This window comes from Nisaea sp. (assembly GCF_040217065.1).
Classification (GTDB): domain Bacteria; phylum Pseudomonadota; class Alphaproteobacteria; order Thalassobaculales; family Thalassobaculaceae; genus Nisaea.
In genome coordinates, this window is the sequence record NZ_JAVJNX010000005.1 from 17,538 (window position 1) to 30,821 (window position 13,284).

General features: G+C 57.3%; 12 protein-coding genes and 1 pseudogene. 4 read left to right on the forward strand and 9 right to left on the reverse strand.

What is annotated here, in order from left to right; all coding sequences use genetic code 11:
* Positions 1-61: 61 nt before the first annotated feature.
* From RH950_RS04870 to RH950_RS04900, 7 genes are all read right to left on the reverse strand, one after another.
* Complete coding sequence (locus RH950_RS04870; protein WP_350054278.1) at positions 62-1,018, reverse strand: Brp/Blh family beta-carotene 15,15'-dioxygenase; 957 nt, start codon at positions 1,016-1,018, stop codon at positions 62-64.
* Positions 1,015-2,145, reverse strand: a complete 1,131-nt coding sequence (locus RH950_RS04875; RefSeq protein ID WP_350054280.1) for a lycopene cyclase family protein — start codon at positions 2,143-2,145, stop codon at positions 1,015-1,017. The genes RH950_RS04870 and RH950_RS04875 overlap by 4 nt, the downstream gene beginning before the upstream one ends.
* Positions 2,129-3,055 carry a phytoene/squalene synthase family protein gene (locus tag RH950_RS04880; RefSeq protein WP_350054282.1) on the reverse strand — a complete coding sequence of 309 codons (927 nt, stop codon included), beginning with the start codon at positions 3,053-3,055 and terminating at the stop codon, positions 2,129-2,131. The genes RH950_RS04875 and RH950_RS04880 overlap by 17 nt, the downstream gene beginning before the upstream one ends.
* Positions 3,056-3,070: 15 nt before the next feature.
* Entirely contained in the window at positions 3,071-4,582 is a 1,512-nt protein-coding gene (gene crtI / locus RH950_RS04885) for a phytoene desaturase family protein (RefSeq protein ID WP_350054284.1), read from the reverse strand.
* Entirely contained in the window at positions 4,566-5,405 is an 840-nt protein-coding gene (locus RH950_RS04890) for a polyprenyl synthetase family protein (RefSeq protein ID WP_350054286.1), read from the reverse strand. Before RH950_RS04890 ends, crtI begins: the two co-directional genes overlap by 17 nt.
* A gap of 31 nt (positions 5,406-5,436) precedes the next feature.
* Complete coding sequence (locus tag RH950_RS04895) at positions 5,437-6,180, reverse strand: bacteriorhodopsin (RefSeq protein ID WP_350054288.1); 744 nt, start codon at positions 6,178-6,180, stop codon at positions 5,437-5,439.
* A gap of 66 nt (positions 6,181-6,246) precedes the next feature.
* The gene (locus RH950_RS04900; RefSeq protein WP_350054290.1) at positions 6,247-7,716 is read right to left on the reverse strand and encodes a methyl-accepting chemotaxis protein; all 1,470 of its coding nucleotides are present in this window, start codon (positions 7,714-7,716) and stop codon (positions 6,247-6,249) included.
* A 657-nt stretch (positions 7,717-8,373) separates the two neighbouring features.
* On the opposite strand from RH950_RS04900, the pseudogene RH950_RS04905 reads away from it, so the two are divergent.
* From RH950_RS04905 to RH950_RS04920, 4 genes and pseudogenes are all read left to right on the forward strand, one after another.
* Positions 8,374-8,829: pseudogene (locus RH950_RS04905) on the forward strand (efflux RND transporter permease subunit); the annotation flags it as partial.
* A complete protein-coding gene (locus RH950_RS04910) occupies positions 8,796-9,209 on the forward strand; it encodes an efflux RND transporter permease subunit (protein ID WP_350055532.1) in 414 nt (137 codons plus the stop codon). The pseudogene RH950_RS04905 and the gene RH950_RS04910, both read left to right, overlap by 34 nt.
* 23 nt (positions 9,210-9,232) lie before the next feature.
* Positions 9,233-10,840 carry an efflux RND transporter permease subunit gene (locus RH950_RS04915; RefSeq protein WP_350054292.1) on the forward strand — a complete coding sequence of 536 codons (1,608 nt, stop codon included), beginning with the start codon at positions 9,233-9,235 and terminating at the stop codon, positions 10,838-10,840.
* A 203-nt stretch (positions 10,841-11,043) separates the two neighbouring features.
* Positions 11,044-11,262 carry a c-type cytochrome gene (locus tag RH950_RS04920; RefSeq protein ID WP_350054294.1) on the forward strand — a complete coding sequence of 73 codons (219 nt, stop codon included), beginning with the start codon at positions 11,044-11,046 and terminating at the stop codon, positions 11,260-11,262.
* Here the strand turns inward: RH950_RS04920 and RH950_RS04925 are convergent.
* Both RH950_RS04925 and RH950_RS04930 read right to left on the reverse strand, forming a co-directional pair.
* Positions 11,252-11,551 (reverse strand): hypothetical protein, encoded by a 300-nt coding sequence (locus tag RH950_RS04925; RefSeq protein WP_350054296.1) that lies wholly within the window; start codon positions 11,549-11,551, stop codon positions 11,252-11,254. The genes RH950_RS04920 and RH950_RS04925 overlap by 11 nt on opposite strands.
* A gap of 395 nt (positions 11,552-11,946) precedes the next feature.
* On the reverse strand, positions 11,947-12,798 hold the full coding sequence (locus RH950_RS04930) for a transposase (RefSeq protein ID WP_350054298.1): 852 nt from the start codon (positions 12,796-12,798) through the stop codon (positions 11,947-11,949).
* Positions 12,799-13,284: the final 486 nt, after the last annotated feature.

Below are 13,284 nucleotides of genomic sequence, written 5' to 3' on the forward strand. Positions count from 1 at the left end.
TGTCATGTCAACATAGTGTCAGCAGCAGCGCTCGAGCCCAAGTTTGGCCCGCTTTGACCCCCTAACGATCGTTCGCATGTGACCGGGGTTCATTAGGTGGTCCAGTTCTAGAGCTCGAAAATGACCGTTGGATCCGTCTGCCATCTACCAATGTCATGTGGGGAAGTGTGAGCGCCGCGAGGCCTATGAAGAGAACGCGGTAGGCATCGTCCGAGAGGGTAGCGGGATCAACCCAGAAAAACGCCACTGCAAATCCGCCAAGTGCGACAGTGGAAATGATTGCAGCTTCACGGAGTGCCGGCTGGATGGAGACGGATCTTGATCCGAGTTCAGCAAGAATCTCCGTAAGGTGTTTCGGGCTGTGGAGTCCGCCAAAATACAAGAGAAAGCCGGGAAGCGGCGGCATCAGTGCGAGCAGGGTGGCGACAGCGATGAGCTCTAGACTCGCTGCGCGATTGGCCGAAATAAGCAGATTCCAGGCCAGGAATAAAACCGCACCGCCTGCCCAAAAGGGTCCCGAAAGGGAAATAAAATCGACTGTTGCCGCGGCAAACGGGGCATTTGATAGATAATCGAAAATGGCTGTCGTTTCGACTTTGTGGAAATACGGGATCAGGATTATCGGCGCCGAGCCGTGCAGAGCTCCGAACAACGCGCGTAGCGCAGGAGGGCCCTTGCCGAGATCGGTACAGCCAAAATGAACTGCGCTGATGGCGAGGAAAGCGCCGAGGCAGAGGGCCGGGACATGTAGCCAGAGAGCAACCGTGCAACCGGCAATGCCGAGATAGAAAGCTAGGAACCAGAAATTGCGGCGTAGGCTATCGACGTCTTTAAGCAGTGGCCCTTGTGTCACGATCCGGTCGAATGCTCCGTGAGGAAGGCCGAAGAGTAGAATGGCCGAGCCTGAGAGCAAGACGGTTTTGCCCGCATCGATATGACCGTGCGCAAGCCAAAGCCCGAAGGCTGAGAGAATTGCCCCGATCTGAAATACGCGCGGCAGAGATACCTCCAGCTTCATCGGACCCTGTCCACCAGTGCCGCTAGGAAATCGCCAGGAGGAAGGCTCCGAACAATGGCGAGACGGTCGGCCATCGTAGCGTCGTCCATCATGAAACGAGCGAACTGGTCGGCGTCCGTCCCGAAGAAAATATCGCGAAAGAAAGACGGCGCCCTTTGTGGTGTGCGGCGCAGGACCTCGACGAAGAGATCATCCATGAAGGCTGTCAAGCGCCCGCGTTTGAGCGTTCTCGGTCTTTTCTGGCCTCCGAGGATGCTCTCGGCCATCGCGTCTGCCTGAGACTGAATGAAAGGAAATGCATATCCGCTGGAAGCCTTCATGGCTCCGGCTACGGTGCCAAGTAAAACACAGTTCTCGGAGTTCTCTGTCTCACGACGAGCCATCGGCAGCACACCACTTTCCCGGCGGATAATTTGAAACTGTTCCGCTTCCAATCGGAAACGGTCTTTCAGGTAACTCAAAAGCGCTTCTTCGTATGCTTTCCGTTGCCAGACCGAAGGGGAAAGAACGGTTGCCTCTACCAAAGCCCGTTTGGCGGAGAAGGGAAGAACGTAGAAGAAATGAAGCCCGCGATCCTGCGGAACGTCAAAATCCATCAGGATCGCTTTCGTCGGATCGAAGATCTCCTCGTCGACGATGACCTCCCACCCGAGGAAATGCTGCAGCAGTGCATCCGGTTGGGAAACGGGGCGAGTATCGACGATCAGGTCTGCTTCCACCAGACCTGCCTCTCCAGGCCCGAAAACGAGTGCTCCGTCCTCCTTGATCGCGGCCACCGGACTGTTGAGAATCACCCGAACATTGCTAGACGCTTGGATTTTTGCGGTTTGCTGTCGGAAAAAGCTCTCTCCGGAAATGCCGCTATAGCTGTAGCTCGATCCCCGATGGACGATTTCCTTGCCGTCCTTCCTGAGGCTCCACGCCGGCCAACTGAAATCGGTCTCTAGGTTCCAGCGACTGGCTTGGCCATTGTCCCAGAAACACCATGTCCGGTTGCCCTGGAAGTTCGGGGCTGCTTCGAGGACGATGCAATCAGGACCATTCGCCTCCGCGAGGCGAGCGGCCAAAGACATGCCGGCGCAGCCGCCGCCAATGATTGCGATTGAGGTTCTAATTGGTTGTGCCATAGCCAACCGGCATCCCCTCAAGCGTAGCATGCAAGTCTCTATCATGTGCGCCGGGTCGCGGAGTCCGGAGCGCGCGGGGCAGGGCTTCGACAAGCATGATCCGGACTTTTGAGATCGTCCCGACCCGGGCTCGACCCTGCCACCAATGCGGCTTGCCTCTGCGCAACCGTGTGCCGATCGCCCGGTAGCAGCGCGCGGCTGTCGCTATCGCCAGGCGCGAGCGTATCGGAAGGTAGCAAAATCCTTTCTCTGCGCTCTCGTAGTAGCGATCCGCAAGGTCGAGCATGTGGTTTGATGCCCGGTAGGCAATCTCGCGCGTTTCGTTGCCCGGCTCGACGAGATCCTGTGGCTGGATGCCATTAATCCATGCTCCCGGGATATATCGCCGGCCCCGCATCGCATCCTCACGAATGTCCCGTGCAATGTTCGTCAATTGCATGGCAATCCCAAGGTCGATGGCATGTAGAGGCGCCCGCTCGTCCAGGGCGCCAAGAACCGGTGCGATCATCTGTCCGACGGTCCCGGCAACCCTGTAGGCGTAGCGGAGCAGGTCACTCTCGGTCTCGAACAGTACCGTACCGCAATCGCTCTGCAGGCCTTCCAGTAAGGCCTGAAATACCGCTGGGTCTATTTCATAAGTCTTGGACAGAGCGAGAAGGTCGGCGATGACGGGGTTTTTCGGAGCGGCGTTTCGCGATTGGCGGGCGAGGTCGCTGAGGGTGTCGGCAGCGTCAGTTCCTGCGCCGTTTTCGGCATCGGCAATGTCGTCGAGGTAGCGGCACACCTTGTAGAGACGCGCGCAATCTCGCGCCATTGCTTGCGGCAGAAGCAGGCTCGCAAAATGAAACGTCCTACCATGGGTGGCCAGTACGGCCGCTGCATCCGATTCCGCTTCTTGTTCAATCGTCATGCTGTGCTTCCCAACTCAGGCGATTACGGACGGAACCAGTTTGTCGATCACCTTGGCTGAACTGAGCACCCCCGGGATTCCGGCACCCGGATGGGTTCCGGCGCCGACCAGGTAAAGATTGCGCGGTCCTTCCCCACGGTTGTGGAATCGGAACCAGGCCGATTGCGAGAAGAGCGGGGCTATGGAAAAACCTGCGCCGGCAACGCTGAGATAGTCTCTCTCGAAGTCTTCCGGTGTCATGAAGAAATCTGAAACAATATGCGATTTCAGGTTAGGCAGTATGCTTGCATCCAGTGCTTTCAGAACCCGCTCACGAAGAGCCGGGCCCGTTTCTGTCCAGTCTATGTTCGCACTAAGATTCGGGACCGGGACAAGCGCATAGAAAGAGTCGCAGCCCGGCGGTGCGAAACTGGCATCGGATGCGGTCGGCCGATGGAGATAAAGCGAGAGATCGTCACCCACTTTCTGACGGTGAAATACGTCGTCTAGCACCTGTCTGTAGTGTCGGCCGATCCAGATCGTGTGATGTACGATATCGGGATATTGTCTGTCTGTGCCGAAGAACAGTACAAACAATCCCATCGACAGCTTGGCACGAGCACGTTTGAGACGCACGGAAGCATTTTGGTATCGCGAGGCGATCATGGATCCGTAGAGATGCATCGGGTCCGCGTTTGAAACCACAATCTCGGCCGGAAGAAATTCGCCGTTATCGAGCTTGACGCCACACGCAGCGCCATCGCGGATTTCAACGTTTGTCACCGTCGTTTCGAGCCGGCTGACGATCCCGTTTTCGGTCATCAGCTTCGCGAGCCCATCGACCAGCGCACCGGTGCCCCCCCGCACGAAATGTATGCCCCACCGCCGCTCCAGATAGTGGATCAGGCCGTAGATACATGTCGTGTCGAACGGGTTTCCCCCCACCAGGAGAGGCTGCACGGCCAATGCCTGACGAACGCGGTCGTCGCGAATATGTGACGCGACAAGTCGCCAGACTGAGCGATCCGCTCTCAGGCGCAGGAGGTCCGGAACCGTGCCCAGCATCTTACTGAACCGGTCGAAAGGGCAGTCCGCGAGCTCTTCAAAGCCAACCTCGAAAAGTCTTTGGGACTCTTCGACGAGTGCGGCATATCCGTTCGCGTCGTCGGCATTGAAGGCGGCAATCGCACGCTGAGTATCTTCGATCGTGCCGCCATAGTCGAGTTGCGTGCCGTCGTGAAAGCAGAAGCGGTACCAGGGTGAGAGTTCAATGAGTTCTATGTAGTCGGCCATTTTTCTGCCGAAAAGGCCGAAGAGTTCCTCGATCAGAAAGGGCGCCGTGATCACGGTCGGACCGGCATCGTGGCGGAAACCGTCCTTCTCGAACACCTGCGCCCGGCCGCCGTGGCGCTTGCAACGGTCGACTAAGAGAACGTCGTATCCTTTGGCCTTCAATCGGAGCGCGGCGGCCATGCCCCCCAATCCGGCCCCGATGACGATGGCTCGTTGTGCCGGGCAATGCCCCGCTCTGCTAGGAGAGGAGTTCATCAAGCAGATCGAGGAGAATGCCGGAGACTGGATCGACTGATGCCTCAAGTTCAGTCCGCAACCCGCCTGCAAGTATATCGATTCGCTGCTGTGGTGTCGGCAGTTCGACTTTCCATCCAAAGTGGGTGAACTCGCCATCCCTGATATCGTCGGCGAGTTGATAGATCAGGCCAATGGTTTCGACCTGTTGCTGCCAACGCTGTTCCTGAACCGCTGGCGTCCCGGCTGCGGATGCGACCAGCATGACCGGGAGGGCCATCAATGCTCCGGTCTTGCGGGCGGCAATCCAGTCGTACTGGTCCCAATCGGAAGGAGTTTGCGTGATTTCCGCAGCCTGTCCGTCCAGGGCCCGTTCCACTGCGTGGCTCAGGGTTTCGCTGACCGTTAGCCGGAGCTTGAACTTATCTGTCAACGCGATGCAGAGCCTTTGCGCAGAGGTCAGCAGTCTTATTCCGGAGAGCGTGGCCCTGTCCTCTCCAAACTTGGTCCATGCCGTTGCCTGGCCTCGGCGCTTCAGGCTCCTGTCATTCACATCATCGATCAGAAGCGAGGCCTCGTGCACCGCCTGGGCAAGTGTTGTAAGCCCGACGACCAGCGGCGTGGGCAGACCGAGAACAAGCCCTATCGAGGCCCCAAGCCGAGCGCGGTTCATGCCGCCCGGCAAAGAGAAATGCCATGTCAGCACTTCTCCAAGGCCTTGCGATTCAGGCCTCAGGGAAAACAGACTCTCCCTTATTGCGTCCAGTAGCCAATCACCGTCACAGAGTGGTCTGCGCTCGGTCTGGTGATTGGCGGGACGATCATTCGCCAGCGTCGTGCTCATTGGCCCAGTCGTCACATTGATATCATCCGTTTCAGCTTCTGGCTTCCCATTGCATGGCCGAAAGCCGCTTTGCGACGGATACCGCGGCCATGCCAAACCCGACCTTCGCAATCACGTCGGCGATGCAATAGACCATTTCGCGACCGATCAGCAGGTTGTCGGACAGATCGAGCACCGCGATCAGATAGCCGAGGGGATAGACGACCCAGCTGATCACCAGATAGGTGCGCAAGAAGCCGAGCGACGACTTGAGGTAGGAGTCCGCGCCCTCCAAGGCCCGGCCGATTTCGGCGAACAGGACGTAGAGGATATAGAACCAGCATGCCATCGAGATCAGAAGACACCACCAGCCGGTCATGGTTCCTCCACCGGCTCGGTTGATCGAGACCTCGCCGATGTAGCCGACCACGATCATCAGGACATCGACGGCGAGCAGTCTTGCCATCATGCCGTTATTCATTCTGCTTCGGCCGAGCAACACAGGAAGGACTGCCAGCAACAGCGGTGTGGTGATGAGCCAGTCAATATAGCGGTAATCGGTCGCAAATCCCGCGAGGGATGCAGCCTGGCCGTCCAGCCCTACGGTATCCTTCATCACGAAGTAGTTGATTGCCGCAACGAGCGAGACCATGGCGCAAAGACTTGCGACCGGGCTGTATTCGGGCGTGAGGTTGTTGCGTTCCATCATGAAATAGAGCGTGCCGGCGGCCATCGCGGCGAAGGCGGCGGTAAAGCTGTACTGGGTAGCCAGCACGAGAAGGCTGTATTCATTCATTATATCGGACCCCTTTTTTTGCCTCTTTACGAGGAAAATTTTTTTATCGTGACCCAGAATTTAGGCTCAGAGGCCATGTTTCGCCGAGCTATCCAGGCGAGTGACGACCCTCTCAAGTTGGGCTGCGACAACCTGAGAAATTTGATCCTTGGCCTTGTCGATCAGGGACATGCTGCCTTCGGATTGTTCTTCCACACGTCCGGCGAAGTCTTTCATCAGTTCCGAGGACTGGATAATCTTCTCGAAAGTATCTGAAAGGCTACGCATCTGGTCCGCGGCCGAGCTGGCTTCTGATTGCATGGACTGAGATGTTTCTGACTGGTTCTCGACGGCGGATTTCACGGAGTTCGAGGATTCTGTCGTGCGATCGATTGCCCCGATGATGTTCGATATAGCTCCGGTCACTTCCGCGACCGATGCCTGGATCGTCGTCACCTGATTGGTAATGTCCTCGATGGCGCTGGACGTCTGGTTTGCCAGCGCTTTCACCTCGCCCGCGACAACCGCGAAACCCTTGCCTGCTTCGCCGGCTCTCGCCGCTTCGATCGTCGCGTTCAAAGCGAGCATGTTGGTCTGGTTGGCAATGTTGTTGATCAGTTCGACAACGCGTTCGATCTCGCCGGTCGCCGAGGTCAGGTTGCTGATCTTGCCTGCGATCTGGTCCGCCTCGGACTTTGCGGTTGTGGTGGTCTCGATGGATCCCCGGACCTGAGTGGCGAGTGCTTTGTTTGCATCTTCGAAGGTTGAAGCAGCGCTGACGACTTCCATGGCCTTCGAGCCTGCGGACTGGGCGTTATCCCGGGATTCGTCGACGGCCCCTTCGAGGGAGCCTGATATGTCGAACATTGTCGACGCCATGCCGCGGAATTCGGACCGGACCTGTCCCATGTTGCTTTCCATCTCGCCGATGACGTTTTGTACGGCTGCGGATAGCTCACTCAAATTGCTTTTGAGTTCTTCGTCTTTTTGCTGCTTGAGACGCTCTTCATCACGCCGCAACTGTTCGATTTCGCGCGCATTGTCTCGGAAGGTCTCAAGTGCGCGTGCCATGCGCGCCAATTCGTTGACCGAACTCACTGGCAGCGAAACGTCCAGCTCGCCGCGTGAAAGGCGGACAGTGGCGCTCGACAGGTCGGTAAGCGGCCTCGCCAGACTTCTTCCAATCCAGTACGCGAACCCGAAGCCGATGATGATACAGATCGCTCCGAAGGCGAGCCCCTGATTCTTTGCAGCTGAAATCTCGTCGAGCAACTGTGCGGACGGTCCTCCCATACCGGCAAGAGCAACCTCGAGCGAGCCGAATGTCGCGTTCGCCGAGACTACGCCGAAGACCGCCAGGAAGATGACAGATACGAAACCGACGTAGATACGCGGTTGAACGCCAACACCTGAAACATCATCACTCGCGTAAAGGACAGGCTTTGCCGGTGTCTTCCCAAGATTTTTTTCCGTTTGCGCTGATTTTGGCTGTGGAAACGGCGGGGGACCTACATAGCCGGCGGGCATCCCCTGACGTTGAGCTATCGTGAGTGACATTATCGCTGCTTATCCGTTCGGGAGATGAGAGATGAGTATTCGCGCGCAACCATTTCGGCACCTCAAAAATAATATTTGGTTAATGCGGGGAAACAACTTTCAGCCTGGTCCGTCGAGGTTTTCGATTCCCTATGGAATTTCGTGTACGCGAGACACACGTCCCCGGATCATTTTTCACAGGCGAGGAAGCTCAAGGTCTTTATTATTCGGGTGATGGCGATTCTTGGACACTGTTCCGAATTTCGTTGGTGTTGATGGATCTGTGAATTGCCCAAACACAGTTTGTCATTTCAGCTCGATATCCGTGTCATCGGACTATGAATTCGGAGTGCATTTTGGGTGCAAGCGCTGAATGTTCATGTTTTGTGGATGATGGTTCTGTCCGACGTCACTCGTTTTTTCACAGTTTTCCAACTTTTCTTGCCCGAAACGCTGCGTTGACAATTTAGGGCTGACACAGTCCCCGCGGCAAAATCGCTCCCAGCGCTGCATTAGCTCTTTCCGCCGATCGAACATATCCGACCTTGGTAGGCCCGTTCCACCTTGTCTCCGAATGCAAGAGCGAGGGCCGCTTCCGCAACCTCCCGCTCGGCATGCGCATAATCGCTGCATCAATTGCGGAAAGTGTTCCTCAGGCCGTAGTACGAGCTCCAAACAGTCGAGGGAGTGAGCGAAATCGCCACCATTGGCGGCATGGTCAAGCAGTATCAGGTGGTCGTCGACTCCAACAAGCTGCGAGCATTCGGAATCAGTCTTTCTCAAGTCCGCCGCGCGATTTCCTCCTCTAACCAAGAGACCGGTGGGAGCGTTATCGAAATGGGCGAGGCTGAGTTCATGGTCCGGCCAACTGGATATGTGAGCAGCCTCGAAGACCTTGCCAATACGCCGTTGGCAGTCAACGACCGCGGCGCGGCGTTGACCCTTCAGGATGTTGCTGAAATCCGCCTTGGCCCCGAAATGCGGCGGGGTGTCGGCGAGTTCGATGGCGAGGGTGATGCTGTCGGCGGTGTGGTCATAATACGCTGGGGGGGGGTAACGCGCTGGCAACCATCGACGTCGTCAAGACCAAGCTGGAGGACATTGTTTCCAGTTTGCCGGACGGCGTGGAGATGAAGGTGACCTATTACAGGTCAGGCGTCATCATCCGCGCGATTGAGAACCTGTCCTACAAGCTGCTCGAAGAATCCATCGTCGTCATCTTGGTCATCGGAGCGTTCCTCCTGCATCTGCGCTCATCCCTGGTGATCGTGTTGACACTGCCTCTTGGCATTCTGGCGGCATTGCTGGTGATGAAGCTGCAAGGGGTGAACGCGAACATCATGTCGCTTGGTGGAATCGCCATTGCCATCGGCGCGATGGTAGACGCGGCCATCGTGATGATTGAGGCGATGCATCGAAAAGTCGAAGGCCTCAAGCTTACGCCCCGTGAGCGACGGCGGATTGTCGGTGAGAGATCCTGCGAAGTCAGGCCAGCCCTTTCTATTCGCTGCTGATCATCACCGTCAGTTTCCTGCCGGTGTTCGTTCTGGAGGCGCAGGAAGGTCGGCTATTCAAACCGCTCGCCTTCACCAAGACCTATGCCATGGCGGCAGCATCGATCCTCTCGATAACCCTTGTGCCGGTCCTGATGGGTTACTTCATTCGGGGCCGCATCGTGCCGGAGCGGCGCAATCCACTCGCCGTTATCAGTATCTGGCTTTACCGCCCGTTCCTGTACGCTGCCTGGCCCTACTCCACCATCTTTATGGCGCTTCTGCAGGCTTCGTGGCGCTTCTGCAGGTCGCCTGGATGGCTTGGCCGCTCCAGAGGATTGGCACCGAGTTCATGCCGGCTCGGGATGACGATGGATGGTCTGCGTAATAAGCTTGACCGCATCGTCAAGATTCCAGGCGTCACGAATGTCTGGATTCAACCGATCAAGGACCGCATCGACATGCTGGCCACCGGCATCAAGACGCCCGTTGGCGTCAAGATATCGCGAGCCGACCTCGACGTAATCGAGCGTATCGGTATCGAGGTTGAAAAGGCTGTCGCGGAGATCCCAGGAACCGCGTCGGCCTATGCGGAGCGTCCCGTCGGTGGACGGTACATCGAAGTCGACATAGATCGCGCCGCTGCGGCTCGGTACATGCTCTCCATCGCCGATGTGCAGGAGGTGGTGCAGACGGCTATTGGTGGCATGCAGATATCGGAGAGCATCGAACGGCTGGAGCGTTTCCCGATCAATCTGCGCTATCCGCAGGACTGGCGAAACAGCCCTGAAAGGCTTGGAGAGCTTCCGATCGTCACCCAATCCGGCGCTCAAATTTCCCTCGGCGCAGTAGCTGAGATCGGTATCGTCGATGGACCTGGAATGATCCGATCGGAGAATGCGCGTCCAACCGGGTTCGTCTTCATCGACATTGCAGGGCGCGATCTCGGCGGATATGTCGCCGAAGCGAAGTCGCATGTGGCCGCAACAGTCCAACTTCCACCGGGCTACTCGCTCGCGTGGTCGGGCCAGAATGAGTATATCGAGCGAGTCCAAGAGCGCCTGATCGTGGTTGCGCCGGCAACCCTGGCCATCATCACCCTGATGCTGTTCCTCGCCTTCCGTCGCGCGACGGAGGTGGCGATCATTCTGGCTGCCTTGCTGGTCGCGTTGGCCGGAGGTGTCTGGCTGAACTGGTATCTCGGCTTCGATATCTCGGTGGCGGTTCTGGTGGGTTTCATCGCGCTCGCAGGCGTGGCGGTGGAGACAGCGATTGTCATGCTGCTCTATCTCAATATCGCCTGGGATAAGCGCATTAAACTCGCCGGATCGGAGCTACGCGACCTTGATCGCGGAGACATAGAAGCGGCGGTTTTCGAGTGGGCGACGCTTCGCCTGCGGCCAAAGGTCATGACCGTCGCCGTGATCTTCGCGGGTCTCATTCCGATCATGTATGGCAACGCCACCGGCTCGGAGGTAATGCAGCGCATCGCCGCGCCGATGATCGGCGGCATGGCCTCGGCGACGCTGCTCACCCTTTTCGTTATTCCGGCCATCTTCACGATTTGGAGGCGGCTCGGTCTCGCCCGCACCAATCGGGCAAAAAATCAATCGCCAACAGACGGGGATGCGGAACCAGCGCCGGCGGAATAGCTCCTCCAACCAACCATGAAAGGAACCATGATGAAGAAATTGATGATCGCAGCGGTGGCCGCTCTGCCGCTTGTATCAACTCCGGTTTTGGCCCAAAGCACGAAGGCGATTGCCCAGATGGTGACAGGAATATCCCCGTTTAAGGCTGACGAGGTGGAAGCGGGAGCAAGAGTTATCGCAGGTCATGCCGGTGAAAAATTACCATGCTGTTTCCCGAAGGAAGCAATCAGCATCCAAGTGAGGCAAGCCCTGAGGTTTGGAACGACTGGAAGCATTCTTCCGAGCTGGCGGTTAAACTTGAAAAAACCGCATCTGAATTGATTGCCGCCGCCGACCAAGGGCAAGAAAGCAGCCGAGCAGCTTTTGGTGAGGTGGCCGCAGCCTGCAAAGCGTGTCACTCGGATTTTCGCATCAAGAAGTAGTCTCTAAGGAACGTTTTTCTGCGGAGTTCCCACAATCAGCTTGAATATCCAAAATGCCACGGCTGAGAGCCCAACTCAGGGCACTCAGATAAATTGGGAAGTTTGGCTGGATCAGGTAGCTGCCTTTTTCCGGCGCGCCGACGAGGCAGCTATCGCCTTGTCCAGCTCGCCAGCCGCGAACGCTTTCGCGGATCCAGGCCAAAGTCAATAACAATAAAAACAAGAAGATGCTTGTTTTTATTGAGTGTCTCATACGACTAGTGCGCTGCCGCCCCGCATATCGCTGCATATCGCTCCGAATCCTTCAGAAGGACCCGCGATCCAGGAGCGAAGGGATCGAAGCGGTCCTAGGCAGAGCTGTTTCACATGCGCGTCGCGCGAAAGGCCTATGCGGAAAATGCCTACGATGCCTTCGCAGCAACCTGGCAGGCCAAGCGTCGCGGAACGATGAATGCCCGGTAACGACCCAAAGCGGTCAGACAACACCTTCGTGAGTATTACGCTCTGGGTGGGTTGATGTCAGTCACGGCGAACTGAGCTGCGGCCGGTTTGATTGACACCGAGATAGACTCATTCCAGGCTACTCCAGCCACTGACGCAAAGACTGTTTCAATAGAAACGCTTGAAGCTCACGGGGTCACGCTGGCACAGATTCTTCAGCAGGCAGCAAAGCCGAGACATCCGTCACCATCTGCGCTTGCGCGGCGTTGATGTACCCCTGATATCGACACGGTAGTGATAGAACTGCGCGCCTGTTGCCAAACTTCCGACCCGCTCCAGCCGCTGGCTTTCACCTTCGTTCGCTGGCGATAGTAGAATGCCGAACGGCGCTTTGGCCGCCGTGACATGACTGATAATCTGGTAACGGTCGGCTTTCTTGATCTTGAGCTTGTACTTCACTTCGCCGAGGCCGATCACGTTCTTCTTTCCGCGCCGAAATATCAGGTCGGGCTTTGTCGGATAGGTTTTGTTGCCATCGAGCGCCACGATCTTCTGCTCACGTAGCGCTTCGATGAATGTCTGACGGATCGCAGGAGGTTTATGGGCAGGCAAATTGTCCATCACCACAACGTCGCCGGGACGCAGCGTGGGGACAAGAACCTGTTCGACATAGGCCAGGAAGGCGGCCCCGATCATCGCCCCATCCAGGGTCATTGGCGCGCTCACGCCCGACAGACCGAGGACGCCGACAAAGGTTGTTGTCTTCCAGTGTCCATGAGGGATGGGAGCCGGGCAGCGCTCGCCTTTCAGCGCGCGGCCATAGAGACGGGCCATATTGGTCGAGGTTCTGCATTCGTCGATGAAGACCAGGCGCTCCGGGTCGAGATCGGGTTGACCCTCGAACCAGGCGAGGCGCCGCCGCGCTATGTCCGCGCGCTCCTGCTCGGCGGCGTGCGCCGTCTTTTTTTCGCATGATGCCGCAGCGCTGGAAGAAGCGGCAGACGATGCTGGGCAACGGTTGATAGTCGACTGCGGCGTCGAGCCGGTCGGCGATTTCCACCAAGGTGAGATCCGGCTCCTCGTCGATCCAGTCAAGGATCAGCTCCCGGTGGGCGTTGATCCGGTGCGAGCGGTAATTGCCGCCCCGCTTGTCGGGTTCCAGCGTTTCCTGGGTCCGGGCCCGCTGTACCCAGCGGATCGCCGACGACACGCCTATACCAAAACGGACGAGCCCGCTTCGACGGCATCAACGACACGGCAGCGGAGATCAACGCAAAGAGATTTTGCCATCAGGGCTGACCTCCTTCACCGGCCTATTTTTGAATCAGATATGCTCAGAAAAGGAATCCCAAATCGATTCAAGTGCCCGTCAAAACGCTCTAAGTATATTCCGCCCCTATTCGGACCACGAAAAAAGCAGAAACTATCAAGAACTCGGATGTTTCATTTCTACAAATAAGTGGAAAGCCTCGGTCTTCCCGCCGAGGCACGGATTGTTACCAACATCCCCCCCCCCGCGCGTCCCCCCCGCGACGATCCGCGGAACATCCGAGTTTTTTCCCGTCTCGATTTCGGCTTTCA

Bases quoted from the DNA above. Each gene is read 5' to 3' on its own strand.
- RH950_RS04870 (WP_350054278.1), bottom strand. From the start codon at position 1,018: ATGAAGCTGGAGGTATCTCTGCCGCGCGTATTTCAGATCGGGGCAATT.
- RH950_RS04875 (WP_350054280.1), bottom strand. From the start codon at position 2,145: ATGGCACAACCAATTAGAACCTCAATCGCAATCATTGGCGGCGGCTGC.
- RH950_RS04880 (WP_350054282.1), bottom strand. From the start codon at position 3,055: ATGACGATTGAACAAGAAGCGGAATCGGATGCAGCGGCCGTACTGGCC.
- crtI (WP_350054284.1), bottom strand. From the start codon at position 4,582: ATGAACTCCTCTCCTAGCAGAGCGGGGCATTGCCCGGCACAACGAGCC.
- RH950_RS04890 (WP_350054286.1), bottom strand. From the start codon at position 5,405: ATGAGCACGACGCTGGCGAATGATCGTCCCGCCAATCACCAGACCGAG.
- RH950_RS04895 (WP_350054288.1), bottom strand. From the start codon at position 6,180: ATGAATGAATACAGCCTTCTCGTGCTGGCTACCCAGTACAGCTTTACC.
- RH950_RS04900 (WP_350054290.1), bottom strand. From the start codon at position 7,716: ATGTCACTCACGATAGCTCAACGTCAGGGGATGCCCGCCGGCTATGTA.
- RH950_RS04920 (WP_350054294.1), top strand. From the start codon at position 11,044: ATGCTGTTTCCCGAAGGAAGCAATCAGCATCCAAGTGAGGCAAGCCCT.
- RH950_RS04925 (WP_350054296.1), bottom strand. From the start codon at position 11,551: ATGCAGCGATATGCGGGGCGGCAGCGCACTAGTCGTATGAGACACTCA.